The sequence below is a fragment of the Janthinobacterium sp. GW821-FHT03A03 genome, from assembly GCF_059421435.1.
Genome location: NZ_JBWKUZ010000005.1, coordinates 278,691 through 302,834 on the forward strand (window position 1 = coordinate 278,691; position 24,144 = coordinate 302,834).

A 24,144-nucleotide genomic window follows, 5' to 3' on the forward strand; every position below is an offset into this window, starting at 1 on the left:
TTGGTAATGGAGATACTAGCCGGGCTCACAGCAGTACATCTACCACACGCGACAGGAAAGCATATGCGAACAATCGGATTGATCGGCGGCATGAGCTGGGAATCCAGTGCAGAATATTACCGCATCATTAACCAGGGCGTACGCGCCCGCCTGGGGCCGCTTCGCTCTGCGCCCGTATTGCTATACAGCGTTGATTTCGGCCCAGTCGCGCAAGCACAGCATGCAGGCCGCTGGCAAGATGCCGGTACCATCCTGCGCGATGCGACGTTATGTCTGCATGCGGGGGGCGCCGACGGCATCGTGCTGTGCACCAACACAATGCATGTGCTCGCCGACGAAATCGCTTCGGCATCGCCATTGCCATTCCTGCACATTGCCGATCCCGTTGGCAGCGCGGCACAGGCGCTAGGATTGTGTACGGTCGGCCTGCTCGGCACCTCGTTCACCATGCAGGAACGCTTTCTGCGCGATCGGCTGGAACGGCATGGCCTGGAAGTGCTCGTACCACCCGAGGCACAGCAAACTGCCTTGCACGACATCATTTATACCGAACTGTGCGCCGGCATTGTGCGAACTTGCTCACGTGCCGTCTTCCTGCGCACTATCGATGCGCTAGCCGCGCGCGGCGCACAAGCCGTCGTCCTTGGCTGCACGGAAATCAGCTTGCTGCTACAGCAGGAACACAGCGACCTGCCCCTGCTCGACAGCACCCAACTACATGCACTCGCTGCAGTCGATTTCATCCTGGAAGGCGAGGCATGATGCCGCCTCGCCGCGCCGCATGGGCCATGCTCCCAGCGTCGCTCGTCGCCCTGTTGTCCGCCTGCGGCGGTAGCGTCGATGCAACCATGCCCCCATCCACCATTCCTTACCTGGTGTACACACATGACGCGCCCAAGCTGCTACCTGGCACGGGCAGTATTAGCATTGCACCAACAGGTACACCAGCAACGATTTCGCCGCGTGGCAGCCTGACGATAGCGGCCGATGGCCGGGCAAGTTGGGGGGCTGGCCTAAACGGGGGAGTTACTGCGTACCACCATCCGCAGGCGAAGCATTTGCCTTATGCAGCCATGTTGTGCATGTCTGGCTTAGGAGGAAAGGATAACCGCAAAGCCACTCATATACTGGTGGCCGCCGTCGCCGAAGTAGTGAGTACAGCAGCTGCTTTGGCGGAGCAACGATTCGACAGCAGTTTCGACGACTGTGCAGACGACACGGCCAGCGAAAGTCTGCGCTTCGACAGCGCGGGCAATTTGCTGTGGCGTACCACGCATCAGCCTGGTGGCTCGGGCGTGACAACTGCCTACACTGCCACCGAAGTGGACCGCATGCTGGGGAGGGACGGATTGACGGAAATAGGCATCACTACCCGGCTTCAGGCATTCCGCTTGTCCGTTGACGGCGCGCCACGCTACGTACTCGTTGAGCAACGCAGCAGCGCCGCACAAGCAGCGGCAAGCTATCTGATTTTATGGAAACAATAGCAATATTCGGTGTGGTCAAGTCCAGATCAGCCGCGGGATAGCGGCGTGACTGACACCAGCGCCATAACATTGGCATTGGCTGTGGAGCACAGCATCCGCATCGACTTGCCAGCCTGGCCAGCTGCAACGCCAGCAAGGAACGCGATAAAGACACTGTGCGCCACGACTGGAGCAGAACTGTAAGAAAGCAATTAATTTTAATGGTACTTTTGAAATGGGAATACTATTATCAACTATTTAAATTTGGACATTAATAGACGCATTTTTGAGCCAATTGAACAAGAATTTGTGGCGAAAGTTCAAGATCCCGTCACTCGGGTGATTATCGTGGGAGCAGGGTTTTCGGGTATTGCTGCCGCTAATTCACTGCAAACTTGCGGTGTGGAAGTGGTGGTGTTGGAAGGGCGCTCGCAGATCGGTGGGCGTACGCGCACGCTGCCCGCCCTGGGTGCAAGTGTAGAGGCGGGGGGCGCCTGGATTCATGCACCGATCGGTAATCCTTTGACCGACCTGGCCAAGTTTCTTTCTATCGAACAACGCCGGTTTGCGCTGAGCGACATCTTTTCGGAGATGCGGCTGGCAGGCTTGCACGGGGAAGTGTTAGATACGCTGGAGCGTGATCGTGTTATGCAGCTTGCCGATGAGATTGAGACGGAACTGACGCAGTCGGCGTTTAAATATGCGCCCACACAAAACGTGGCCGAACTGCTTGAGTTGCGACTACGCTCAATCACCGATCCATCTCTACGGGCGTGGGTGCGCTTTATTGTATACACGGGGTTTCAGGCTGATTTAGCATGTCATGCAGAAGATATTTCCATTGCCAATTACGCCTTTGATGCGGGGTTCAGCGGGGGAGATGACTGCATCGTGGGCGGTTACGGAAAAATGCTTTCCCGTCTAGCCGATGGTTTGGAAATATACTGCGACGCGCTCGTAAGTGAGGTGCAGCAAACCACTGAGGGCGTTACAGTACGCTGTACCGACGGGCGCGTAGAACGGGGATCGCATGTGGTGATCAGCGTGCCGCTGGGCGTCCTGAAGGCTGGTTGCATCCGTTTTTCGCCGGAATTGCCAGTGGCAAAAAAGAGAGCCATCGAGCAGCTGGGTTTTGGGGCATTCGAAAAACTTATTCTCCAATTCGAGCAGGCATTTTGGAAAATTGGGAATGCTAGTCCCAGTGGTGTATTCATTCGGGATCACCCAGTTTTCCCGTACTGGATTGATGTAACCTCCACCGCCGGTCGACCGACCTTGGTCGCGCACATCGCAGGGCCGCCAGCCCTTGCATTAGCTAACTTCAGCCCCGATGCAGCGCTCGCGATGGCTTTAGCGGCACTCGCTACCGCCTTTGCTTGTGAAGTACCGAAACCTACGGCCGTCCATCAGACCAATTGGTCTGGAGATCCTTGTAGTCGCGGCGCGTATACACATTTGTCTCCCGTTTCTACAATTGAGGATTTGCGGTCGCTAAGCGAACCCGTAGGTCGTGTTCTCTTCGCCGGCGAGGCGACTTCTATGCAACGTTTCGGCTATGTTGACGGGGCCTACATCTCGGGTCTTCGCGAGGCACAGAGGTTGGTCAGCGCTCCTCGGGGGCAATTATCAGCAATTAACTACGATCCCCAGGGATAGTGAAATGCAAAAAACGGACTATCGGTGACAAGCGTTGGGAATCCGGTGCCTACTACCACCTTGTTCTCGGTGATCAGTACCCTTGCTAGACGTCGTCACGCTCCAGTTGACAGCGCCTGTTTTCGTAGACTTTTCTCAGACTAAAAACACCCTATGAATCAACGTGTACCTGCCGCATTTTCGTGTGTTCAGGACGGCTATGACAAAAGTCAGTTTCAAGCCAGCGGCGCCTTTGTGGAAGAATTTGAACTTAAACCCTATGCGCCTGGCACTTTGGACGGCTTGCGATTCGCGGTCAAAGATAACATCGACATCTGTGACCGCCTGACCTCATATGGCAGTAAACCCTGGCGTGATGTACATCCGCCTTCAGCATTTCACGCGGTTTGTGTTGAACAGTTGTTGGCGGTCGGCGCTCACTGCGTCGGAAAAACCGTGGCCGATGAATTCACCTACAGCCTGGATGGCGAGAGCCACTTCTTTGGCACCCCATTGAATCCGCGTGCACCTGATCGAATTCCTGGGGGCTCATCTAGTGGTTCGGCATCAGCGGTCGCCTGCGAGCTGGTGGATTTTGCACTTGGTACTGACTGCGGTGGATCTATTCGAGTTCCAGCCAGCCTTTGCGGAGTATTTGGGATGCGTCCAAGTTTACACCGCATTTCCGAAGCCGGCGTGCTTCCTTTTGCACCGAGTGTAAGTACCGTCGGTGTAATGGCTCGAAGTCTACCCATTCTGCGCAAAGCAATGCGCGTGCTTCTTCGCAGCCAAAATGCAATATCCCCAACTGTTAAAAATGTGTATCTATTGGAAGATGCCTTTAAGCTGGCCGATCCTGCTATCCAAGCTGCGCTATCTGAACATCTTGCTTACCTACGCAACCGCACTGACATCACCGTTTCTTCGATTACGCTGCGCGACATAACAGGGCTGGACCTGGACTTGATGTCATGCAACAAGAAAGCGCTACGCGTTCTGCAGACGGTAGAGGTGGGCAATGCGATAGGTGGCTGGATTCGTGCAAATCAACCCGAACTAGGACCAAATTTCCAGGCTGGATATCGGAATGTCGAAGACTATGATCGCAGTACCCTGAGTGACGGCTTGAACCTGTGCGAGAACCTCTTTACCCGAATCGCTGCTTTCACTAAGCCGGGCGATGTTTTCTGTTACCCCACCGTACCAGTATTGGCACCGAAGAAGGGCACGTTAACTGGCGACAACCTTCCCGCCGTTCTCGACTATTACGACCGGACCATGGCCGTTACGTCCTTCGCGGGTATTGCCAGATTGCCAGAAATAACCCTCCCGCTGGCCCAGGTCGATGGAGTTCCAATCGGTCTATCTTTAACTGCAGGCCACTATCAAGATGAGTTTCTTCTTGATGCTAGTCAGCACTTATGGGGCGCGCGCTTGGCGTCCTAATGGTTAGGCATCAGTCACATATTAATTTTTAGAAAAGAAAATATGAAATCAATTTTCCTCAACGGTACCGTTGGTGTGGGGAAATCAACCACCGCCGAACACTTGGGGGCATGCCTTGCCGCGCGCAGCACGCCCCATGCCCCATGCAGTCATTGATTTAGACAGTATTCGGCAGTACTGGCCCGCGTCGGCACGCGATCCGTTCAACCTGGAAATTGAGCTATTGAACTTGGCAGCACTTGCCGCTAACTTTGAACGTGCAGGGGCGCAATACCTGGTGATAGCCGGGGTCATTGAGAGCGTAAATAGCGCGGCGCGTTACCGTGCAGCCCTGCGAGGCAAGTCGCTCTTCATCTGTCGGCTCATGGCCCCATCCGAAGTGATACTGCGGCGCTTGCAGGTACGGCATCAGAACGACTCGAAAGCGCTTCAATGGCATCTGCAACGAAGCCTTGAGCTCGATTTAATTCTTCGCGATGCAAATGTGGATGACACGGTGATTGAATGCGCCGGGAGCTCGCCACATGAAATAGCAGAGACGGTTCTTTCCGTTGTTGGCTGTGCAACAGGCACAGCCCTACCAGCCAACAATCAGATACGCTTCAGTTAGAAGAAATACCTTATGAAATCACATACCACCGATCGGCTCATACTACGTCCATGGACGCTAGATGATGTAGAGTTCGTTTTCGACATGTACTCTCGATGGGAGGTCCAACGCTTCATCGGATTCTCCCCTCGAGTTCTGGCACGCCGAGCAGAGGCTGAGGAAAAAATCCTTCAGTGGCAAAGTCTGCGGCATGAGATCAACGGTTTCTGGGCCATCACATCCAAAGAATCAGGAGCCTTGCTTGGTACCGTATTTTTAAAGCCGATTCCATTTTCATTCGAAAACAATGCATCATGCTCACCCGACGACACAGAAATTGGATGGCAACTTCACCCAAAAGCATGGGGCAAGGGCTTTGCATCCGAAAGTGCGGCAGCACTACTACAGCATGCATTCGGTGAAGGTCTTGAACGAGTGGTCGCCGTCACCTATCCTGAAAATATTGCGTCTATCGGCGTATGTGAACGAATCGGCATGCGCTACGAAGGATTGAGTTCAGCGTATTACAACGCGACGGTCAAGCTGTTTACGGCAATGAAACCGGCGCTGTGATTTTCCCGGAAGTATTTCAGAGTAACTGAAGAGTCGTTAGTATTACTTTGTCATGCAATCATCCCGCAGATCTGCAGCCACAGGCTTGCGCAGGGACACGTATTCGAATTCGTCGGCCAGATGAAATTGGTTGCTAGGGCTCCCATGTCCCGAGCTATCCTGTTGACTCTGGAAAGTGTCTGCTTTGGGGCGGAAGCGGACACCGCAATACAGAAGCAGCCACCTCAAAAAAACGCAGTAGTTTCGGCCATGCTTTTCAAGAAGGTATTCCCTCACTGCCGATGCTTGCAGGGACGAAAATACAAAGCCAAAAAAACTTCAACGCGAGTACTAGCATTTGACGTTTTTTGTACTAGACTATTTGTCTGAAGTCACCAGCAACCGCTCCAGGTGGAATGGTAACGAAGAACTTTTTCTCCAATGATGGTATTTATGATGGTATTTTTGGATATTGGCTGAGTTAACAGAGCGGTTTTCGATTCCGGCTCCGGCACCAAGAACAAAAAACGCATTATGATACAAAAGCCGCTTTCTTCTATTTTTATAGGAGAAGGCGGTTTTTTTTCATCTGTACAAAACGCAATATGCGGCATAAAACACCGAAATGCCGCTGCCATTTGCCAAAATTTACCAATGGATTTACCAAAATGGCAGCTCCGGTCATGGATGGCAGAATTTGGCGGCATCGCCTCATGATCAAGGGCGTTCGTGTGTCCGTAAGCTTCGAGACCAGGGCGGCCGCTCTCGCATGGGAGGCAAGCCAGCGCGTACAACTGGCGGACGGCAAGAGGAAGGTTGTCGAAGAGACGTGCAAGGATGCGTTTGATCGCTACGGGCGCGAGGTGTCCCGGCACAAGGCTGGAAAACGCTGGGAGATCAGCCAGTCGCCGACGCCTTGCGCGGCCAGGCGGCATCCCGCATGGAGGCCGAGCTTTGCCGCAGCGGCAGCGCCATCACGGTCGCGGAATTTGGCGCGCTGGCCCGGTTGACCTGCCACGCATCGGCCATGGCCGAAGGGCCAGCGGCACGCTATGCGCTGCTGCAGGCATCGGGCGCAGCAGTGGCAACAGCCGCAGCAACCTGCCTGGAGCGCATGGCGCACCTGCCGGACCCGCCGCTACCGCCCAGGCTGCCCATGCCGCAGGGCGCTGTCCGGAAACGCTCGAGCGGACGCGCCAGATAACCGGCCAAGTGCTGGCGACCTTAGCAGCAGCTTTACCGGTTGCATTTCGACATGGTGGCGACTGTCTGGCGCGTGGGGAGTCATTTGCACGGGCGTGATAATACGTGTAGTTTTCCGTTTGACAATTTGCTATTCTCGGGGACGTTTGTCGGCTGCGGTTCAATTAGGTAACGGCGGCAAGTGGCCACTACCAGACGTTCACTTAGGCTAAATTTTTGTCACGATAAATGCGACCAAACACCTACTACTATGTTGAGTTCGAAAGTTTTGGAGATATGCCAACTCGGTCATCTTTTCGTTCTGTTAGCGAAGCTGAAGTTCTTAGTTTTTCGAATCTCAATCTTAAACCCGGCTCAGAGCTTTTTGTTGCGTGTCTTGGCGCGTCCGTAGACTACGGCAATCTTATAGTTGAAATAGATGCACAAGAACAAGCCACCATAGTCGCACATGAACATTGCGGGTTTATAGCCGAAGGACTGACGGTGAGCGCTGCTATAAATACTCTGAAGTGTTGGTTACCGTTGCAGCGCAGAACTCCAGGAATTCAATGGAGAAGCCAATGATTCTTCAGTTCAGGTCTACGCTGCAATCGGCCAGAAGCAGACAGTCAGCTGTCGTTGGCCAATGTGCTCACCACATTTTTATACTAGATCAAGAAAGATCACATCTCTATGAAACCACTTAGCCTGTTAGCCTGCGCGACGTTGGTAACTGCATGGTTTGCGGCATCGACAGTCATTGCTCAAACATCAATTGCCGAACAGCAGGATGCACGGGTCATAGAAACTCTGCGTCAGAACGGCGCGGATGTTAGCAAAGTACACGACATCGATTTCTTTCTTGTCTTTACACGAAAGGACGACGCGGTTGCCACTGCGGAGAAAATCAGTGCCTTGGGATACGAGATTGTAGGCGTTGGCCAGCCGCCCACCACGAAGCAATGGGAAATTCACGCCAAGCGCAAGATGGTGCCAGAGTTGCAAGCAATGCAGGCGACTACACGCACACTGCAATCCCTGGCAGAAGTTCGCAACGGGTATTACGATGGCTGGGGTGCCGTCGGAGTCAAATAGCGGAAATTGCGGGACCGACGGCTTCATTGCGGCCAAGAGCGGACTGCCCTTGGCACGAAATGCATCTGTACTGATGATGAAATCATTGAAATGCAACATAAAATTCGAATTGCAGCAGTTAGAAACACGCTTGCTCCTGCGTTGGAAGTCTTGCACAAACTTGGCTATGCGGTAACTCGAGACAAGACGGCTGAACAACAATATCAAGCGGAAGATGACGCTGGTATTTTTGTCGCTGATGACCCATTGACTTTGCTGGGGCTAGTAAAGATTTACGAGGAACGTGGTGCTGACTGGCAGCCGGGCGATGAAGAAGTGCAGCGCTTCCTTTTGCTCGACGAATATGATGAGTAACGGCCGAGTTCGGCCAGAAGCGGACGTTTAACGAAGAGCAGCTCCCCCCATAGCGGGCCTTCGCACCAGCATGTGACAATGTGTGAGTTTTTCCGATTGGCAACTTGTTATGCTCTTGGGCGCAAAACGGCCAGAAACAGCCCTTCGCAACATCGGTTTTGATATTTCTAGGATACAGAAAAGGAATGATGGAGACTTTGGATAATACTTTAAGCATTCTCGATGAAGAGGACGGCATGGAGCGTTGGCGCCCCGCCTGTTTATAGGGGCGCGCGATCAAGCTTGCGTCAACGCGAGCCATGCCGCGGCTCCCGCTTCCAGGAGCCACCAGTAACCATAACGAACGCGGTATCGTTCGCACCAGGAAAAGAATGAGTATTAACACCAAACTGAAAAAACTCGAAGACAAGGCCATGGCCAAAGGCGAGTATGCGGTCGCCGCAGCCGCAGCCCATCTGTTGCAAGATATTGGCTGCGTGGACAAGCAGATTAACCTGGTCGGTGCGCTGCACGAAGTTGGCTACCTGCAAAATTCGTTTTCTCCATACTGGAAAGAATTCAGAACTGATGAATCGGCATGGATAGAACGCTGTTTGGCCAGGCTTGTCACGGCTGATCATGATTATTGGGCGCTTGCCTCGCTTCTGGGCTGCAATGGCCCAACGACCATCAGCATCGCCATTGGCCAGGGTTTCAAATCCGCTGCAACAAGGCTTTACGAACGTTTTGACAAACCCAAGGTCCATGTCGATACTTTATATTTGACAGCTAATGGAGAAGTGCTGCATCCCGTATTGGAAGTCGGCTATGACATCAAAGACATGAAAACTGTCGACATGGGAAGAGCACGGGCACTTAGTCTGAAGAATAAACAATGGAAGCCAGGCGATCGTATGGGTGACGGCGGACTGTCACTTTCCATGCAGGCCAAACTTCCGCATGGCGCATGGCGCTCGGTATGGACGGCTTTTAAAACATGGGATGCATGACGACATGATGAATTGCAGGACAGTCAATGCATGACTGGAAATGGCGCAAGACGATGAGGTGTTAATTGATGCCGACGACATCAATCGCGAAGCAATGGGAAACATGTGGAGCTTTTCACCCACGGCCGAGGAAACGGCGGAGATTCATGCGGCCGATACCGGCCAGAAGCGGACAGTCGGCAATTGACCAATTAAGCTTTACTCAGAAAGTCAGCATGTCTCACCGTGATCCTTTTGATGTTATTTCATCCACCGTTGATCTGGATGATCCGGTAGAGCACGGTGATGCTCAACGCTTTATGGTTAACGCCCTGGCTCGGGTGATCGAATGTCTACCCGTTACCGCGCAGTCTTCTGTTTTGGCTGCTAAACGATATCTTGAGGGCGCGGCAACGGATAGCGAGGCCTTAGCTGTCCGGGTGAGGCTTTGGGAGACCATCCGAGGACGCGATATGTCGGATGACCCTGAGGTGTTGCGTATCAGAACCACGATTTGTGCGCTGCACGGCATGGACGCTGAAGCACCTTACGACAAGTTGGAGTACTTTCTGTTTTTTTGGGAGCGCAGCGGCTTAAGCATGGTCGAGCTAGCTGGAGCTATGTTCGACACATACGGCGTTGTTTATCACGACGGTTAATCTGCTGCGGTGGCATATGTCGAATGCGTCAGATCTATGTCTGCTTCGGGGCGTAACCGACCAACGACGGCAACCGGCTGCGGATTCAATCGGTGGTCGCAACACTCTAACCCAAACGCCTAGGTTACAGGAGTGTTGAAGATGGAACAGAAACCACGCATTTATTACACCGAGAGCCAGAAGGCCTTGATGTGGGAGCGCTGGAAGCAAGGTGATTCCCTGCAGATGATAGCCCAACTGTTTGATCGGAATCACTCATCGATACAGCGCATTCTGGCCGAATCTGGTGGTATACGGCCAGCGCCGCGAAGCCGTTCCAGACTGGCGCTGACACTGGCCGAGCGCGAGGAAGTCTCGCGCGCCATCGTTACCGGTGTATATCCATCCGCGCACTTGCCCGGCGCCTTGGGCGCGCACCATCGACCATCAGCAGGGAACTCAGGCGCAATGGTGGCCGCGAAGCATATCGTGCGACTCAGGCGGATCAGCATGCTTGGGATCAGGCGCGTCGCCCCAAACCTTGTAAGCTGACGGAGAGCCGCATGCTGGCCAACATGGTTGCCAGCAAGCTCCAATTGCAGTGGTCGCCGGAACAGATTGCTGGCTGGCTCAAGCGGCTGTTCACGCGCCACGAGGAGTGCCACGTGTCGCATGAAACCATTTACCGCAGCCTCTATATCCAGGCCCGAGGCGCCTTAAAGAAGGAACTGCTGGAGCACTTGCGTCGTACGCGCGCCATGCGCCGCTCACGTCATCACACCCAAAAGACGGACAACCACGGCAGAATTGTCGACGCCGTGTCGATCAGCGAGCGTCCAGCGACGGCAGCGGATCGAGCGGTGCCCGGGCATTGGGAGGGAGACCTGCTATGCGGCAGCCACAACAGCCAGATCGTGACCTTGGTTGAGCGCCAGACGCGCTATGTCATGCTGATAAAAGTCGCCGCCAAAAATACCGAAACAGTGGTTAACGCATTGATCGACAATGCCCGCAGGCTTCCCCAGGAACTGTATAAATCACTGACCTGGGATCGTGGCAGCGAGCTCGCTGGGCATAAACGCTTTACGTTGGCCACCGACATCCAGGTCTACTTCTGCGATCCACAGAATCCATGGCAGCGCGGTTCAAATGAAAATACCAATGGCCTGTTGCGCCAGTATTTCCCCAAGGGGCTGGATATTTCCACGTATTCGCAAGAGCAACTCGATGGAATAGCCAGACGACTCAACGAGCGGCCCAGGAAGACGCTACACTACCAAACACCGGCTCAACGATTTGAACAGTGTGTTGCGTTGACCGATTGAATCCGCAGCCAGAAGCGGACATTACCAACACAGAAGGGATTGCGACATGGAGCCGATTCTACTTTTTATAGTCGAGGACGCGTTTCAGATAACTAATCGTGGATGCGTGCTTGCTCCCGGCCCTTCTGGAGAGGCCGGTGCGCAGCCGCTTCGAATTGGAGATCGCCTACAGTTGCGCAAGCCTGATGGGCAAAGCTTCGAAACTGTGATTCAAGGTGTGGAAATGTTGGGTCGCCCAAGACAGATGGTCATCACGGCTCCAATCCTTTTACCAAGAGATATTACGAAAAATGATGTTCCGAAAGGAACGGAAGTGTGGTTCATTCCCCGGGGCTGATTGCCGAATAACCTGTCGCAATTAAACGCGCGAATTCGTTGTTGCGTTTATGCCGATTGTTAGTGTCCGCAATGGCGGCGTAACCTGCCAATGACGGAAAACGGCCAGAAACAACTAGTTGCGTTGACCGATTGAATCCGCAGCCAAAAGCGGACCTTCGCCGACTGGCAGCTTCGGGCCGACGGCAAATTCATAATTATCGGGAGTTCTATATGGACGACGAGCAGCTCGTAGAAAAGATTTTGCAGTCTCTCGTCGAGCTGGAGCAAGAGGGGGAACTCGTTCTCACAACCAACTCTGGTTCTAGCGTAGCGAGATACATTCTGGACTCGGCGTTAAAACAACCAGTCACCACTTTTCGTGACTCGGACGCACCGATAGAATGCACGATGCCGCATCTGCTAGAGCAAACTATCGATGAGGTAAAGAAACGGTTTGGGGTGCCGAGTCAGCGCGCTCGAGAGATTACAGGCTCCTATTACAACCGGTTACTTGCACGTCTAACAGTTGAGAAGATTGCTGAACTTTACTGGCACGATACCCCTAGCGAGATGGCGAAGCGTTCCTACTACCGCGTGGAATTGGACAGGGACGACAGCGAGTTTGAATACCTTGACTGGCGTCGTAAGCACTGAGCTTTGCCTGCTATCATTTCATTTGTACGGCGGCTTTGGGTCGAATCAAGCCTGTAGTGGGACGCGCTGGATTTTTGTGCTGACGACCTGCTATGCTGAGCTGAACGGCCTGGTTCGGCCACAAGCAGACGTAGGAATTCGTTTCCGAATCATCTAGTTAAAGGATTCTATTCAGATGGCTACGACTTACCGATTCGCCGCTAGCCCAGAAGCATGCTCTGAAATACTTGAATGGTTTCGTGCGCTCGCAGTTCCCCCAGCCGTTACACTTACCGACTGGGGCGCTGCTCTGCACTTCAAGACTTTCGGCGAGATCAAGTACCACGCTGATGGTGCGATTGACGCCAATGCTTCGCCCCTGGTGACTGTGTTGCTTCCCAAGGTTCGCCGCGACGTCATCTGGACCATCGGCGAGGTCCGATTTCTGCCGACGCCTTTACGTCGTCTGTATCCGGGGCTGCACGGAATGAGTACCCAGTTCGCAAAATGGATTGAGGGGTTCGACTGCGTCTTCGCCAATGACTCCCAACGCGAGTCGATAGATGGATTTAACTATTATTTAGAAGGCTCTGTCAGAAATTCTCTTGATCCGATTTGGGCACTGCCGTCTGGATTTGAGGCTCTGCAAAACGAAAGATATTTTGTGAGCGTGCAAGACAATGAGATTAAGGTGGAAACGCTTTGTCGTTCGCTTCGTTTGCGCGGTGTCGAATGCTCCTCAGCATAGGCAATATCTGGTTCGGGGCAGAATCTGGCAACGACGGCAGCCGGCCAGGAGCGGTCTTTTGCAGAGTGGCGGAAACGGCGATGGTGACTAAACAATGAAGAGATTTGCGATTGAAGGTCCACTGCGTGGAGAAGGGCTAATCGTCCGACAAGTTGGCGGCATGCATCGCTACGGTCACGTAATCCTGTCAGTCGAACCGGCGCAAACGGCGCTTTCATTCACATGGGAAGTCTCGCCTACAAGGATCCCTGAGGAATTTAAGGCAGCGGTTTACAGAGGCATCGAGGCACAATTCCAGCCTCACGCAAGGTTTGGTACATACAGCACGGAAGGTCTCCTGATTCGGATAGTAGATGGGTCATCACATGCTATTGATTCGAACGAGGGAAGCTTTGAAATTGCGGCATCGTTGGCTTTGTTGAGAGCACTGGACCAACTGGCTCAGTGTTCGACATAAGTTAGGCGAGTGTCGGCTTTGGGGCGTAAGCGGACACCGCAATAGAGAAACCGCCGCCTCAAAAAAATCGCAGCAGTTTTCGGCCATGCCTTTCAAGAAGGTATTCCCTCAGTGCCGATGCTTGCAGGGACGAAAATACAAAGGAAAAAAACTTCAACGTGAGCACTACCATTTGACGTTTTCTGTACGAGATTGATTGTCTGAAGTCACCATCAACCGCTCCAGGCGGAATGGAATCGAAGAACTTTTTCTCCAATGATGGTATGTATGATGGTTTTTTGGGCTATTGGCTGAGTTAGCCTGGCGGTTTTCGATTCCGGCTCCATCAGCGCGCATGTAATTCCCCGAGATAGTACTCACTATTTTCCAAGCCTTCGCCAGTTCCGCAAAACGCTCTGTTCCGAAAAAGCCACCTGCGTCCATGCTGCCGGTTCCATCAGCCTGCCACGACGATGCCGGACATAGCGCTGTCATTGTTGCCGTAGAGCTGAGCAAGCCGGGCTTGCGCAGCGTCAACTCTCCTTACTTTGTATCCGTTCCAGCCTTGGCCCGAGTGTGTGCCATTTCTGGCTGGTGGGGCAATTGCTGCCGGCCGGCCTTGTGGCGGGCCGGCTTAGGTGCGGGACGAGCCTGTTGCTGGCGAGGCCGGCCCAGCCAAACTGGCGCAGCTTGCGCCGCTGGGGGGCGGGCACCGCTGCCGCGCGTGCAGGCGAACCTGGCTGGTCCTCCCGGCGCGCGGCGCCGGCTGCCTGCCATGTGTCGTTGCAGCAAGGCATGCGCGCCCGCATGGCCGCAGCGCGTCAGAACTCTTCCCAGTCGCCTGCCGTCACGGCTTCCGCCTGCACCGCGCGCAGTTTCGCGGGTGCGGCCTGGCGCCTGGCGGGGCTGCTGGCGGGCGCCGGTACCAGGCGCAGCGGCTTGGCGCTGGCGCGTGCCGGGGTGGGGGCGGGCGCTGCCACCTGGCTGTCGTGCGTCTTGAAGATGCTCACGGTTTGCACCAGGTGGCTGGCCTGGTCGCGCAGGGATTCGGCCGCCGCCGCCGCCTCTTCCACCAGTGAGGCGTTTTGCTGCGTGACGCTGTCCATCTGGGCCACCGCCTGATTGATCTGCTCGATGCCGGTGGATTGTTCCTGGCTGGCCATCGTGATGTCAGCGATGATGTTGCTGACGCGGGCGACGCTGGCGACCACCTCGGACATCGTCGTGCCCGCCTGCGCCGCCAGCCTGGAACCCGCATCGACGCGGCTCACGGAGTCGTCGATCAGCGTCTTGATTTCCTTGGCCGCGCTGGCGCTGCGCTGGGCCAGGCCGCGCACTTCGGTCGCCACGACGGCAAAGCCACGGCCCTGTTCGCCGGCGCGCGCCGCTTCCACGGCCGCATTCAGGGCCAGGATATTGGTCTGGAAGGCGATGCCGTCGATGACGCTGATGATGTCGACTATCTTGCGCGACGATTCGCTGATCAGGTCCATGGTGCCCATCACTTGCCCTACCACGGCGCCGCCCTTGCTGGCGACGTCCGATGCCGTGCTGGCCAGCACATTGGCTTCGCGGGCATTGTCCGCATTCTTGCGCACGGTGCTGGTGAGTTCTTCCATCGAGGAAGCGGTTTCTTCCAGCGAGCTGGCTTGCTGTTCCGTGCGCAACGACAGGTCGTTATTGCCGGTGGATATTTCCGCGGCGGCCAGTGAGACCGTGTCTGAATCCTGGCGCACGGATGAGACTACCGAGGTCAGCGACACCTGCATGCGCTGCAGCGCTGACAGCACGCTGGCCGTATCGTTCGGCGCGACGCTCAGTTTGCCTGTCAGGTCGCCGCCGGCGAGCAGGCTGACGGCGTCGCACAGCTGGCGCGGTTCGGCGCCCAGCGCCTTGAGCAAGTGACGCGTGATGAGCCAACCCGCCAGGGCAGCCAGCACGATGGACAGCAGGCTGGCGCCGATGAGGATATTTCTGTTGAGAATGTACTGTTCGTTATCTTCCTGCAGGATGAGGGCGGAGCGCTGGTCTGTGAGCGCGAAATACTCATCGCTGGCGGCGACGAGGGCGGCCAGCAGCGGACGGCATTCCTCGTTCATCTTGACAATGGCTTGCTCGTTCTTCTTTTGCAAGGCCAGATCGACGATGGCCAATGCCACGGGCGAATAGCGTTTTTCGATGCTGTCGATCTTGTTGATGGTGCTGCGCACTTCGTCCGATACGCCCGGCTCCTGCGCCAGTTGCAGCAGCTGCTGCATGTTCTTGACGACATCGGCCTGCGCCTGCAGGACGTGCTTGCGTTCGATTTCCATGTCTTCCGGCTTGGAAACGAGCACCAGGTTCCTGGCCGCCACGGCGCGCATGTCGATCGCATCGCGCACGCGGTGCGCCGTATTGGCGCGGGCGGTGATGCCGTTGACGTACCTGTCAAAACTGGTGTTGAAGTTGGACAGGCTCCGCACTGACAGGATCGAGATGCCGATGAGGAAAAAGACCAGCAGGCCGAAAGCCAGAGTGAGCTGGGTGCGAACAGTTAATTTATCCATGATGCCTCTCCCAAATACGTGATGAAGATTAGAAAGTGTGCTTGCGCGGGGCGGGTGGCCGGATGTTGCCTGGCAACGGGGACATGCCCTACGCAGTGCTTCTCTATCCTGAACACGGATTCGTGGTGCAAGGATCGTGCTATCTAAAAACCGATTCCATTAATTAATTTCTTTATTTGTTTTATTTGTTAAAATCATTGTTGCACAAAAAATTCGGTAAATCAATGAATTTTTGCGTGCCAAAAAACAACTTCATGCCATGGACAGTTTGTGCGGCCGCGGCCGATGCGCGCCGGCCGGGCCGCTGGCGTGGGCGCGGCAAGGCGTCAGACGGCTACCGGCGTGCCTTGGTGAAATGCCATTTGCCAGCGGCCATCGCGCCACTTCCACAGCGAACTGCGCAAGCTGGCGGCGGCGGGCAGGGCGCCGCTGGCGTGACGCACGGAGCGGTAGGTAACGAATGCAACATCGCCGGCGAGCCAGCGGGCCTGGAAATCGCTGATGCTGCGCGGGCAGAAGTGTTCTGCCGGCAGGTCCGCCAGGGTCGCCGCGCGCGTCCAGACTTGGCCGGAACTGCCGAATTCGACGAATTCGTCGGCCAGCAGGGCCGCCAGCCTGGCGCCGTCGGCGCGCACCGCCCGGCTTTGCAGCGCCGCTTCCAGCGCCTGCAGATGCAAAGCCAGATCCGAAACGTGCGGCTCTGCCTGCTCCGTCATCAGATGGGAAAGGCGCCCGCGCCCGAGACATTCAGGCAGGCGACCTTGTCGCTGGAAAAGTATTTGATCTGGCCCAGGCCGATGGCGTAGCAGCCGTCGCCGAGGGCGCTGATGGGACCCGTCAGTTTTTCACCGTTGACGAGCGTTACCACCCACGGCGTGGCGGGCGGTTTGGCCGCGTGGGCCAGTGCGTGTTGTACCAGGTCAGTCATGTGGCCTCCTATGCGTATCAAAGCCAGATGATAGCAGTGCTGCGTGGGCGTGCGCATGTGTCGCGATGGCCGCGCGTGCGGGCCGGGGCCGCGACAGCGCCCGGCGCGTCAGGCGTCGGCCAGCAGATTCTTTGGCAGCGCCACCGATACCAGCTTCCAGTGCCACAGGCCGTCACGCGTCAGGGTCAGTTCGCCGATGTGGCTCTTGCTGTGCGCGCGCTGCACGACGACCTTGTCCCACGATGTGTAGCGCAGCTTGTATTCGGGCTTGGCGTTGCGCTGGCGGCCGCTGATGTCGCTGACCTTGGCGATCGGTTTTTCGTAGCGGTCATTGAGCTTCATCAAGGCAACGATGCCTTCAGGCATCAGCATGGTGTCGAGCAGCGGGTCGATGACGTCGGGGCTGATGTCTTCCGCCACTTCCGGCGCCGAGAACAGGGCGTGCAGTTGGCTGCCCAGGCTGCCGCGCAGCTGGGCCAGGTCGATATGCGCGGCCAGCGCTTGCGTATCTTCGTCCATGGTCGCCGTGCGAATCTTGTTCATGGTGAAATACGGGCTGCCATAGAAAATGCCGGCCAGCGCGACCAGTGCCACTAGGGCGAGAAGCAACGTTCTTTTCATCTGCAATCTCTCGGATGCCTGGCGACCCGGTGCGCCTGAAGTGTTGGCATTCTACATAATATTTCCCAAAGTCAACATAGCGGTTTAGGTAAGTGTTGTTTTAGATCAAGTTTCTTCAGAGTAGTTCCGGCGGCAAGGTGATGTCCGCCAGTGTCCAGTCCCAGATGCCGTGGCGGCGCAGCAGGAACTGGCTGGCGGCCGGGCCGGCGCCCTTGCGCCGCAGCACCACTTCGTTCCACGAGCGGTAGGCCATGCCGAAGTCGTGGCGCTTGCCGTCGCTGCCCTGCTTGCCGTGCAGGATCAGCACCGTGAGGCCGGGCGGCGAGACGATGGTGTCGAGCATTTCCTTGAGTTCCTCCGCATCGGCCGCCTCGCCGCCCGCCTGCAGCTGGCGCGCCACGCTGGCGCGGATGGCGGGCAGGTCGGCGTGCTGGGCCAGGGTTTCCAGGCGCACGGATTTGGCCGCGATGCTGATGCGGTACATGGCGATGTAGGGGCTGACCCAGGTAAAGCCGATGGCGGCGACGGCAAAAATGATCGCTGTGGCGTACTTTCTTTTCATGGTCTGTATCCTGGGTTGAGCTGTGCCGCCGTGATTTTACCCGGCCAGGGGCGGCGGATGGTGTAGCATTCGTGCCGGCGCGGACCATCGCGCCGCCAGCTGTATTATTGAGGACAACCATGAATATCACTATCAATCAGGTGCTGCAGTCGTATATCGACCCGCTCACCGCCAGCGAGTACGCGGCGCTCGAGCGCAGCCTGCTGGCCGAAGGCTGCCGCGACGCGCTGGTGCTGTGGAACGACGTGCTGATCGACGGGCATAACCGCTACGCCATCTGCCGCCAGCACGGCATCGAATTCAAGACCATCCAGAACACCAGTTTCAGCTCGCTCGACGACGTCATGCTGTGGATGATCGACAATCACCTGGCGCGCCGCAGCGTGTCGGACTTCCAGCGCGGCGTGCTGGCCTTGCGCAAGAAGGAAATCGTCGCCGCGCGCAGCCCGGCGCCCGTCAGCGCGGCAGACGCTCCCGAAGGCGAAAACGCGCCCAAGCCGCCCATGAGCACGCGCGAAGAGGTGGCCAAGGCGGCGCGCCTGAGCAGCAACCAGATCAGCCAGATCGAGAAGATCCAGAAAGCGGCTTCGCCGGAGCTGGTGGAGGCCGTCCGTTCTGGCACGATTTCCATCAATGCGGCCGCCACCGTGGCGTCGCTGCCGCCGGAAGAACAGGTGGCGGCCGTCGCCGGCGGCAAAAAACTGCTGCGCCAGGCGGCCAAGGAAATCCGCGAACAGCGCGCCGCCACGCGCACGCCGCGCGAGCCGAAAGTCCACGTGTCGCAGGATACGCCGGAAACGGGCAACGAACCGTGGGCGGACAACGCGGCGCAAACGCCGTCCGAAGCGGAACGCCTGCGCGGCGAGATCGCCAGCCTGAAACAGAAGGTGGCGCAGCTGCAGGCGGAAAATGCGGAGTTGAACCAGCGGATTGCAACGCTCATCGACGCATCCTGACCATTGGAGTAGTTCATGCCAGTTCGCCATGCCTTGTTCGCCGCCATCGCCTGCGGCATCGTTGCCAGTGCTCCCGCGCTGGCGGCGCCCGCCGTTGCTGCCACGGACATGGCCCGCTGGCAGGCGCAGGCCGCCAACGTCAGCATCGCGCGCGACACCTGGGGCATCCCCCACGTGACGGGCAAGAGCGATGCCGATGCCGTCTTCGGCCTGATGTATGCGCAGGCCGAGGATGATTTTCCCCGCGTGGAATTGAACTATATCAATGCCATGGGGCGGCTGGCGGAAGTCGAGGGCGAGCGGGAGCTGTACCGCGACCTGCGCATGAAGCTCTTCATCGATCCGCTGGAACTGCAGGCGCAGTACCGCGCCAGCCCGCCGTGGCTGCAGAAACTCATGGACGCGTTTGCCGATGGCCTGAATTTTTACCTGGCCACGCATCCGCACGTCAAACCGCGGCTGATCGCGCATTTCGAACCGTGGATGGCCTTGAGTTTCAGCGAAGGCAGCATCGGCGGCGATATCGAATCGGTCAGCCTGGCGCAGCTCGAAGCGTTCTACGGCCAGCAGGCCGCGCCCGCCGCCGTGGCGCTGGCCAGCTTGGAAACCGGGTTGGCGTCAGGCCTGGAGCCGGAGCCGAACGGCTCCAACGGCTTCGCCATCGCGCCCGACATCACGAAAAATGGCCATGCGCTCCTGATGATCAATCCGCACACCTCGTTCTACTTCCGTCCCGAGGTGCACGTCACCAGCGGCGAAGGCCTGAACGCCTACGGCGCCGTCACCTGGGGCCAGTTCTTCGTCTACCAGGGCTTCAATGAACGCCTGGGCTGGATGCATACCTCGGGCGGCGGCGACGTCATCGACGAATACCTGGAAAGCATCGTCGACCAGGACGGCGCATGGTACTACCGCTATGACGGCGGTCTGCGCCCCCTGAAAGCCGTGCCGATGACCGTGCCGTACAAGCTGGCGAACGGCGGCATGGGCTCGAAAACCATCACCGTCTACTACAGCCACCACGGCCCCATCGTGCGCGCGCAGGACGGTAAATGGGTGGCAGTACGGCTGATGCATTCGCCGTTGAAGGCGTTGACGCAGTCGTACACGCGCACCAAGGCGCGCGATTATGCGGCGTTTTACAAGACGATGGAATTGCGCACCAATTCCTCGAACAACACGGTATATGCGGATGCGGACGGCAATATCGCCTATTTCCACGGCAATTTCATCCCCGTGCGCGACCCGCGCTTCAACTGGAAGCAGCCCGTCGACGGCAGCGACCCGGCCACGGAATGGAAAGGATTGCACACGGTGGCGCAGACCATCACCCTGTTCAATCCGAAGAATGGCTGGATACAGAATACGAACAACTGGCCGTATTCGGCGGCGGGCGCCGACAGCCCGCGCCAGGGCGATTACCCCGCCTACATGTCCGTGTATGGCGAAAACGCGCGCGGCCTGCATGCCGTCAAGGTTTTTCAGAATAAAACAGGGTTCACGCTCGACAGCCTGATCGCCGCCGCCTACGACAGCGAACTGACGGCCTTCGAAACGCTGCTGCCGCCGCTGTTCGCGGCCTACGATGCGCTGCCGGCTGGCGACGCGCAACAGCTGGCGCTGGCCGACAAGATCGCGCTGCTGCGGGCCTGGGACTGGCGCTATGCGCTCACGTCCACCGCCACCTCGCTGGCCGTGTTCTGGGGCCAGGAACTGGCGGAATTGACGGGCAAGCAGGCGAGGGAGCAGGGCGTGCCCGTGGTCGACTTCATGGCGACGCAGCATGTCACGGCGGTGCAGCGCCTGGCGGCATTGGCCAGTGCGGCCGATAAGCTGCAGCGCGATTTTGGCCACTGGCAAACGCCGTGGGGCGAGATCAACCGCTTCCAGCGCCTGACGGGCGATGTGGTGCAGCCGTTTGACGATGCGCAAGCGAGCCTGCCCGTGCCTTACGCATCGGGTAATTGGGGCGCGCTGGCCGCGTATGGCCAGAGCGGCAAGAGCAGCACGAAACGCATCTACGGCGAACGCGGCAACAGCTTTGTGGCGGCCGTGGAATTCGGTCCGCGCATCAGGGCCAAAAGCATCCTCGCCGGCGGCCAGAGCGGCGACCCGCAATCACCGCACTTCCGGGACCAGGCGGCCATGTATGCGCGGGGCGAGTTCAAGCAGGTGCTGTTCTACCCCGAGGACGTGGCGAAGCACCTGGAGCGCAGGTACCGGCCGGGGGAGTGAGGAAGCCCCACAGCAAAAGCCGGGGTCGTACCCTCAGGGTACGACCCCAGTAGTTCTGGTCTTGGGTTGATTTGAAATATCAGATCGCGTCGAGTGCAGTGCGCAAGTCATGCCGCAGCATGTAGGTCGGATTAGCAGCGGTACGCCGCGTAATCCGACACCTCTCCCTTCATATCGCATCAAGCGCCGTGCGCAAGTCATGGCGCAAATCCTCGATATCCTCGATCCCCACCGACAGCCGTATCAAGCCGTCGCCTATGCCCAGTTTTGCCCGCTGGTCGGCCGGAATGCTCGCATGCGTCATCAGGGCCGGGTGCTCGATCAGGCTTTCCACGCCGCCCAGGCTTTCGGCCAGGGCAAACACTTCGCAGCGTTCCAGAAAACGGCGCGCGCCCGCCAGGTCGGTAGCCAGGTCGATCGAGATGATGCCGCCGAAGCCATCCATCTGGCGCTGCGCCAGCGCGTGCTGCGGGTGCGAGGCCAGGCCCGGATAGAACACCTGTTTGACTTCCTTCTGCTGCTCCAGCCACTGCGCCAGGGCCAGTGCGCCTGCGCAATGGCGCTGCATGCGGATGGCCAGCGTCTTGATGCCGCGCAAAGCCAGAAAGCTGTCGAACGGCCCGGCAATCGCGCCCACGGAGTTCTGCAAAAAGCCCAGCTGCTCGCGCCATTCCGCCTGGCGTTCTTCCGCGCCGACGATGGCGATGCCGCCGATGATGTCCGAGTGGCCGTTCAAATACTTGGTGGTCGAATGGACGACGATGTCGAAACCGTGTGCCAAAGGGCGCTGCACCAGCGGGCTGGCAAACGTGTTGTCGGCCACGGCGATGATGCCCCGTTCGCGGCAGATGTCGGCAATCGCGCGCAAATCGGCCAGTTTCAGCATGGGGTTGGTGGGCGTCTCGACCCACACCATCTTCGTTTCCGGGCGCAGCGCGGCCAGCAGGTTCTCGGGATTGGTCAGGTCGACATAGGTGAATGCATGGCCGGCCGAGCGGCGGCGCACGCGTTCAAACAGTCGATACGTGCCGCCGTACATGTCGTCGCCGGCGACGATGTGGCTGCCCGCGTCCAGCAATTCCAGCACGGACGAGATGGCGGCCAGGCCCGAGGCGAACGCGAACGCTGCGCTGCCGCCCTCCAGGTCGGCCACGCAGCGCTCGAGCGCCCAGCGCGTGGGATTGTGCGAGCGGCCGTAATCGAGGCCCTTGTGCACGCCGGGACTGTCCTGCACGAAGGTGGAGGTGGCGTAAATGGGCGGCATGATGGCGCCTGTCGACGGGTCGGGCGACTGGCCGGCGTGGATGACGCGGGTGGCCAGATGGCGCTTGCGGGTGGTGTCTTGGCTCAAGATAAAGTCCTGCGTAAGTGGTTGAGAAGGTCGAAGCGGGTGATCAGGCCGTAGAAGGCGCTGTCGTCGGCGACGACGGCCGTCAAGCCCCGGTCCAGGGTGGCGCGCAGGGCGGGCAAGCCGCTCGATGGCGCCAGGGTTTCGATCTGCGTCGTCATGGTGGCGCCCACCAGGCCCGCGAAATGGGCGGCGTCGCCGGAAACGTGCAGCAGCAGGTCCGATTCGTCGATAATGCCGACCAGTTGACCTGCATCAATGACGGGCAGCTGGGCCAGGTCGCTGGCGCGCATGCGGTTGAAGGCCGTAAGCAGGGTGTCGCCGGGCGCCACGCTGACGACGTCGCCCTCGTCGTAGCGGCGTCCGATCAGGTCGCGCAAGTCGCCCGAGCGCGCGCGCTGCAGCAGACCCTGGTCGCGCATCCAGCCATCGTTGTAGACCTTCGACAGGTAGCGCGTCCCCGTGTCGCAGACAAACGTGACGACGCGCTTGGGTGTGGTCTGTTCGCGGCAGTATTTGAGGGCGGCGGCCAGCAAGGTGCCCGTGGACGAACCGCCGAGGATGCCTTCGGCGCGCAGCAGGGCGCGCGCGGAATCAAAACTTTCCTGGTCGCTGATGGTGTAGGCTTTGGTGACGCTGTCCATGTCGGCGATGGCCGGGATAAAATCTTCGCCGATGCCTTCCACGGCCCAGGAGCCGCTCGTGTCGCTGACCTTGCCCGATTCGACGTATTCGGTGAGGATGGAGCCTTGCGGGTCGGCCAGCACGAATTCGAGCTTCGGCTGGGCCTTGCGGAAGTAGCGGGTCAGGCCCGTCAGGGTGCCGGACGAGCCCACGCCGACGACGATGGCGTCCACGTCATGGCCGCTCTGTTCCCAGATTTCCGGTCCCGTCGTCGTTTCGTGGGCCAGCGGATTGGCCGGATTGTTGAACTGGTCGGCGAAGAAGGCGCCCGGCAGTTCGCGCGCCAGGCGCGCCGCGTAATCCTGGTAGTACTCGGGGTGGCCCTTGCCCACGTCCGAGCGCGTGGTGTGCACTTCGGCGCCCAGCGCCTTCAAATGCAGCACTTTTTCCGTCGACATCTTGTCGGGCACGACGAGAATCACGCGGTAGCCCTTGATGCGGCCCACCAGGGCCAGGCCGATGCCCGTGTTGCCGGCGGTCGCTTCGACGATGACGCCGCCCGGCTGCAGGCGGCCGTCGGCTTCGGCCGCCTCGATGATGGACAGGCCGATGCGGTCCTTGATGGAACCGCCGGGATTTTGCGATTCCAGTTTCAGGAACAGCTGGCACAGGCCCGTGTCCAGCCTGGTCACTTCGACCAGCGGGGTGTTGCCGATCAGCTTGTACAGCGCCGGCGGCCGGGAGGGGGAGGGCATTCGGTCATTCATGGTGGCTCCTGTCAGCGAAACAGCCGCCCGGGATTATGTCCCGAGCCGCTTTCCGTGCAAAAGGCCGGAGTGTAGGCTGGCGGACATGGGCTGCGAACGAATGTTTTAATGCTTGCATATGCGGCTGGCGCATATGAAAAGCGATGGAGAGCGGCTTGCATCGTTCCAGTAT

General features: G+C 57.9%; 27 protein-coding genes and 1 pseudogene. 19 read left to right on the forward strand and 9 right to left on the reverse strand.

Going from position 1 to position 24,144, the window contains the following annotated elements:
* Positions 1 to 63: 63 nt before the first annotated feature.
* The 6 genes from AC07VI_RS13610 to AC07VI_RS13635 all read left to right on the forward strand — a co-directional run bounded on the left by AC07VI_RS13610 (position 64) and on the right by AC07VI_RS13635 (position 5,709).
* Positions 64 to 762 (forward strand): aspartate/glutamate racemase family protein, encoded by a 699-nt coding sequence (locus AC07VI_RS13610; RefSeq protein WP_099420389.1) that lies wholly within the window; start codon positions 64 to 66, stop codon positions 760 to 762.
* Positions 759 to 1,487: a hypothetical protein gene (locus AC07VI_RS13615; protein WP_152615369.1), complete on the forward strand. Its 729-nt coding sequence runs from the start codon at positions 759 to 761 to the stop codon at positions 1,485 to 1,487. The genes AC07VI_RS13610 and AC07VI_RS13615 overlap by 4 nt, the downstream gene beginning before the upstream one ends.
* Before the next feature lie 288 nt (positions 1,488 to 1,775).
* Positions 1,776 to 3,122 (forward strand): flavin monoamine oxidase family protein, encoded by a 1,347-nt coding sequence (locus tag AC07VI_RS13620; RefSeq protein WP_492994759.1) that lies wholly within the window; start codon positions 1,776 to 1,778, stop codon positions 3,120 to 3,122.
* A gap of 153 nt (positions 3,123 to 3,275) precedes the next feature.
* A complete protein-coding gene (locus tag AC07VI_RS13625; protein WP_099420387.1) occupies positions 3,276 to 4,547 on the forward strand; it encodes an amidase family protein in 1,272 nt (423 codons plus the stop codon).
* A 136-nt stretch (positions 4,548 to 4,683) separates the two neighbouring features.
* Positions 4,684 to 5,157 carry a nucleoside/nucleotide kinase family protein gene (locus AC07VI_RS13630; protein ID WP_492994757.1) on the forward strand — a complete coding sequence of 158 codons (474 nt, stop codon included), beginning with the start codon at positions 4,684 to 4,686 and terminating at the stop codon, positions 5,155 to 5,157.
* 12 nt (positions 5,158 to 5,169) lie between these two features.
* Positions 5,170 to 5,709 (forward strand): GNAT family N-acetyltransferase, encoded by a 540-nt coding sequence (locus AC07VI_RS13635; RefSeq protein ID WP_099420386.1) that lies wholly within the window; start codon positions 5,170 to 5,172, stop codon positions 5,707 to 5,709.
* Positions 5,710 to 6,080: 371 nt separating this feature from the next.
* On the opposite strand, the gene AC07VI_RS13640 is transcribed toward AC07VI_RS13635, so the two are convergent.
* Complete coding sequence (locus AC07VI_RS13640; RefSeq protein ID WP_157792278.1) at positions 6,081 to 6,395, reverse strand: hypothetical protein; 315 nt, start codon at positions 6,393 to 6,395, stop codon at positions 6,081 to 6,083.
* A 233-nt stretch (positions 6,396 to 6,628) separates the two neighbouring features.
* Here AC07VI_RS13640 and AC07VI_RS13645 point away from each other — a divergent pair, with 233 nt between their 5' ends.
* The 11 genes and pseudogenes from AC07VI_RS13645 to AC07VI_RS13695 all read left to right on the forward strand — a co-directional run bounded on the left by AC07VI_RS13645 (position 6,629) and on the right by AC07VI_RS13695 (position 13,406).
* Complete coding sequence (locus AC07VI_RS13645) at positions 6,629 to 6,892, forward strand: hypothetical protein (RefSeq protein ID WP_139842427.1); 264 nt, start codon at positions 6,629 to 6,631, stop codon at positions 6,890 to 6,892.
* Between the two features lie 671 nt (positions 6,893 to 7,563).
* A complete protein-coding gene (locus AC07VI_RS13650) occupies positions 7,564 to 7,965 on the forward strand; it encodes a ribonuclease E inhibitor RraB (protein WP_086144830.1) in 402 nt (133 codons plus the stop codon).
* A 90-nt stretch (positions 7,966 to 8,055) separates the two neighbouring features.
* Positions 8,056 to 8,319: a hypothetical protein gene (locus AC07VI_RS13655; protein WP_099420385.1), complete on the forward strand. Its 264-nt coding sequence runs from the start codon at positions 8,056 to 8,058 to the stop codon at positions 8,317 to 8,319.
* A gap of 371 nt (positions 8,320 to 8,690) precedes the next feature.
* Entirely contained in the window at positions 8,691 to 9,308 is a 618-nt protein-coding gene (locus AC07VI_RS13660; protein WP_086144832.1) for a hypothetical protein, read from the forward strand.
* A 40-nt stretch (positions 9,309 to 9,348) separates the two neighbouring features.
* Positions 9,349 to 9,495: a hypothetical protein gene (locus AC07VI_RS13665; protein ID WP_157792277.1), complete on the forward strand. Its 147-nt coding sequence runs from the start codon at positions 9,349 to 9,351 to the stop codon at positions 9,493 to 9,495.
* A gap of 28 nt (positions 9,496 to 9,523) precedes the next feature.
* Positions 9,524 to 9,946, forward strand: coding sequence for a hypothetical protein (locus AC07VI_RS13670; protein WP_139842428.1), 423 nt, complete (start codon positions 9,524 to 9,526; stop codon positions 9,944 to 9,946).
* A gap of 141 nt (positions 9,947 to 10,087) precedes the next feature.
* Positions 10,088 to 11,250 (forward strand): annotated as a pseudogene (locus AC07VI_RS13675) (IS30 family transposase).
* Positions 11,251 to 11,296: 46 nt separating this feature from the next.
* Positions 11,297 to 11,587, forward strand: a complete 291-nt coding sequence (locus AC07VI_RS13680) for a hypothetical protein (RefSeq protein WP_139842429.1) — start codon at positions 11,297 to 11,299, stop codon at positions 11,585 to 11,587.
* Between the two features lie 212 nt (positions 11,588 to 11,799).
* Positions 11,800 to 12,222, forward strand: a complete 423-nt coding sequence (locus tag AC07VI_RS13685; RefSeq protein WP_086144834.1) for a hypothetical protein — start codon at positions 11,800 to 11,802, stop codon at positions 12,220 to 12,222.
* 175 nt (positions 12,223 to 12,397) lie between these two features.
* Positions 12,398 to 12,949 (forward strand): hypothetical protein, encoded by a 552-nt coding sequence (locus tag AC07VI_RS13690; RefSeq protein WP_086144835.1) that lies wholly within the window; start codon positions 12,398 to 12,400, stop codon positions 12,947 to 12,949.
* Positions 12,950 to 13,043: 94 nt separating this feature from the next.
* Positions 13,044 to 13,406 (forward strand): hypothetical protein, encoded by a 363-nt coding sequence (locus tag AC07VI_RS13695; protein ID WP_086144836.1) that lies wholly within the window; start codon positions 13,044 to 13,046, stop codon positions 13,404 to 13,406.
* A gap of 165 nt (positions 13,407 to 13,571) precedes the next feature.
* On the opposite strand, the gene AC07VI_RS13700 is transcribed toward AC07VI_RS13695, so the two are convergent.
* The 6 genes from AC07VI_RS13700 to AC07VI_RS13725 all read right to left on the reverse strand — a co-directional run bounded on the left by AC07VI_RS13700 (position 13,572) and on the right by AC07VI_RS13725 (position 18,042).
* Entirely contained in the window at positions 13,572 to 13,922 is a 351-nt protein-coding gene (locus tag AC07VI_RS13700) for a hypothetical protein (RefSeq protein ID WP_492994751.1), read from the reverse strand.
* Positions 13,923 to 14,206: 284 nt separating this feature from the next.
* The gene (locus AC07VI_RS13705) at positions 14,207 to 15,931 is read right to left on the reverse strand and encodes a methyl-accepting chemotaxis protein (protein ID WP_086144837.1); all 1,725 of its coding nucleotides are present in this window, start codon (positions 15,929 to 15,931) and stop codon (positions 14,207 to 14,209) included.
* A 326-nt stretch (positions 15,932 to 16,257) separates the two neighbouring features.
* Positions 16,258 to 16,647 carry a nuclear transport factor 2 family protein gene (locus AC07VI_RS13710; protein WP_492994749.1) on the reverse strand — a complete coding sequence of 130 codons (390 nt, stop codon included), beginning with the start codon at positions 16,645 to 16,647 and terminating at the stop codon, positions 16,258 to 16,260.
* Positions 16,647 to 16,859: a hypothetical protein gene (locus tag AC07VI_RS13715; protein ID WP_086144839.1), complete on the reverse strand. Its 213-nt coding sequence runs from the start codon at positions 16,857 to 16,859 to the stop codon at positions 16,647 to 16,649. The genes AC07VI_RS13710 and AC07VI_RS13715 overlap by 1 nt, the downstream gene beginning before the upstream one ends.
* A gap of 108 nt (positions 16,860 to 16,967) precedes the next feature.
* Positions 16,968 to 17,468, reverse strand: a complete 501-nt coding sequence (locus AC07VI_RS13720) for a DUF2939 domain-containing protein (RefSeq protein ID WP_157792275.1) — start codon at positions 17,466 to 17,468, stop codon at positions 16,968 to 16,970.
* 127 nt (positions 17,469 to 17,595) lie between these two features.
* Entirely contained in the window at positions 17,596 to 18,042 is a 447-nt protein-coding gene (locus AC07VI_RS13725; protein ID WP_086144841.1) for a DUF2939 domain-containing protein, read from the reverse strand.
* Positions 18,043 to 18,161: 119 nt separating this feature from the next.
* Between AC07VI_RS13725 and AC07VI_RS13730 the strand changes: the two genes are divergently transcribed.
* Both AC07VI_RS13730 and AC07VI_RS13735 read left to right on the forward strand, forming a co-directional pair.
* A complete protein-coding gene (locus AC07VI_RS13730) occupies positions 18,162 to 18,998 on the forward strand; it encodes a hypothetical protein (protein ID WP_086144842.1) in 837 nt (278 codons plus the stop codon).
* Positions 18,999 to 19,013: 15 nt separating this feature from the next.
* Positions 19,014 to 21,233, forward strand: a complete 2,220-nt coding sequence (locus AC07VI_RS13735) for an acylase (RefSeq protein WP_492994746.1) — start codon at positions 19,014 to 19,016, stop codon at positions 21,231 to 21,233.
* 169 nt (positions 21,234 to 21,402) lie between these two features.
* On the opposite strand, the gene AC07VI_RS13740 is transcribed toward AC07VI_RS13735, so the two are convergent.
* Positions 21,403 to 22,584, reverse strand: a complete 1,182-nt coding sequence (locus tag AC07VI_RS13740) for a trans-sulfuration enzyme family protein (RefSeq protein WP_086144844.1) — start codon at positions 22,582 to 22,584, stop codon at positions 21,403 to 21,405.
* A complete protein-coding gene (locus tag AC07VI_RS13745; protein WP_413465893.1) occupies positions 22,581 to 23,972 on the reverse strand; it encodes a pyridoxal-phosphate dependent enzyme in 1,392 nt (463 codons plus the stop codon). The genes AC07VI_RS13740 and AC07VI_RS13745 overlap by 4 nt, the downstream gene beginning before the upstream one ends.
* Positions 23,973 to 24,144 lie beyond the last annotated feature (172 nt).

Bases quoted from the DNA above. Each gene is read 5' to 3' on its own strand.
- AC07VI_RS13695 (WP_086144836.1), top strand. From the start codon at position 13,044: ATGAAGAGATTTGCGATTGAAGGTCCACTGCGTGGAGAAGGGCTAATC.
- AC07VI_RS13665 (WP_157792277.1), top strand. From the start codon at position 9,349: ATGGCGCAAGACGATGAGGTGTTAATTGATGCCGACGACATCAATCGC.
- AC07VI_RS13670 (WP_139842428.1), top strand. From the start codon at position 9,524: ATGTCTCACCGTGATCCTTTTGATGTTATTTCATCCACCGTTGATCTG.
- AC07VI_RS13655 (WP_099420385.1), top strand. From the start codon at position 8,056: ATGCAACATAAAATTCGAATTGCAGCAGTTAGAAACACGCTTGCTCCT.
- AC07VI_RS13610 (WP_099420389.1), top strand. From the start codon at position 64: ATGCGAACAATCGGATTGATCGGCGGCATGAGCTGGGAATCCAGTGCA.
- AC07VI_RS13650 (WP_086144830.1), top strand. From the start codon at position 7,564: ATGAAACCACTTAGCCTGTTAGCCTGCGCGACGTTGGTAACTGCATGG.
- AC07VI_RS13630 (WP_492994757.1), top strand. From the start codon at position 4,684: ATGCCCCATGCAGTCATTGATTTAGACAGTATTCGGCAGTACTGGCCC.
- AC07VI_RS13685 (WP_086144834.1), top strand. From the start codon at position 11,800: ATGGACGACGAGCAGCTCGTAGAAAAGATTTTGCAGTCTCTCGTCGAG.
- AC07VI_RS13660 (WP_086144832.1), top strand. From the start codon at position 8,691: ATGAGTATTAACACCAAACTGAAAAAACTCGAAGACAAGGCCATGGCC.
- AC07VI_RS13705 (WP_086144837.1), bottom strand. From the start codon at position 15,931: ATGGATAAATTAACTGTTCGCACCCAGCTCACTCTGGCTTTCGGCCTG.
- AC07VI_RS13680 (WP_139842429.1), top strand. From the start codon at position 11,297: ATGGAGCCGATTCTACTTTTTATAGTCGAGGACGCGTTTCAGATAACT.
- AC07VI_RS13725 (WP_086144841.1), bottom strand. From the start codon at position 18,042: ATGAAAAGAAAGTACGCCACAGCGATCATTTTTGCCGTCGCCGCCATC.
- AC07VI_RS13715 (WP_086144839.1), bottom strand. From the start codon at position 16,859: ATGACTGACCTGGTACAACACGCACTGGCCCACGCGGCCAAACCGCCC.
- AC07VI_RS13645 (WP_139842427.1), top strand. From the start codon at position 6,629: ATGGAGGCCGAGCTTTGCCGCAGCGGCAGCGCCATCACGGTCGCGGAA.
- AC07VI_RS13615 (WP_152615369.1), top strand. From the start codon at position 759: ATGATGCCGCCTCGCCGCGCCGCATGGGCCATGCTCCCAGCGTCGCTC.
- AC07VI_RS13730 (WP_086144842.1), top strand. From the start codon at position 18,162: ATGAATATCACTATCAATCAGGTGCTGCAGTCGTATATCGACCCGCTC.
- AC07VI_RS13735 (WP_492994746.1), top strand. From the start codon at position 19,014: ATGCCAGTTCGCCATGCCTTGTTCGCCGCCATCGCCTGCGGCATCGTT.
- AC07VI_RS13690 (WP_086144835.1), top strand. From the start codon at position 12,398: ATGGCTACGACTTACCGATTCGCCGCTAGCCCAGAAGCATGCTCTGAA.
- AC07VI_RS13710 (WP_492994749.1), bottom strand. From the start codon at position 16,647: ATGACGGAGCAGGCAGAGCCGCACGTTTCGGATCTGGCTTTGCATCTG.
- AC07VI_RS13745 (WP_413465893.1), bottom strand. From the start codon at position 23,972: ATGAATGACCGAATGCCCTCCCCCTCCCGGCCGCCGGCGCTGTACAAG.
- AC07VI_RS13640 (WP_157792278.1), bottom strand. From the start codon at position 6,395: ATGCCGCCAAATTCTGCCATCCATGACCGGAGCTGCCATTTTGGTAAA.
- AC07VI_RS13635 (WP_099420386.1), top strand. From the start codon at position 5,170: ATGAAATCACATACCACCGATCGGCTCATACTACGTCCATGGACGCTA.
- AC07VI_RS13625 (WP_099420387.1), top strand. From the start codon at position 3,276: ATGAATCAACGTGTACCTGCCGCATTTTCGTGTGTTCAGGACGGCTAT.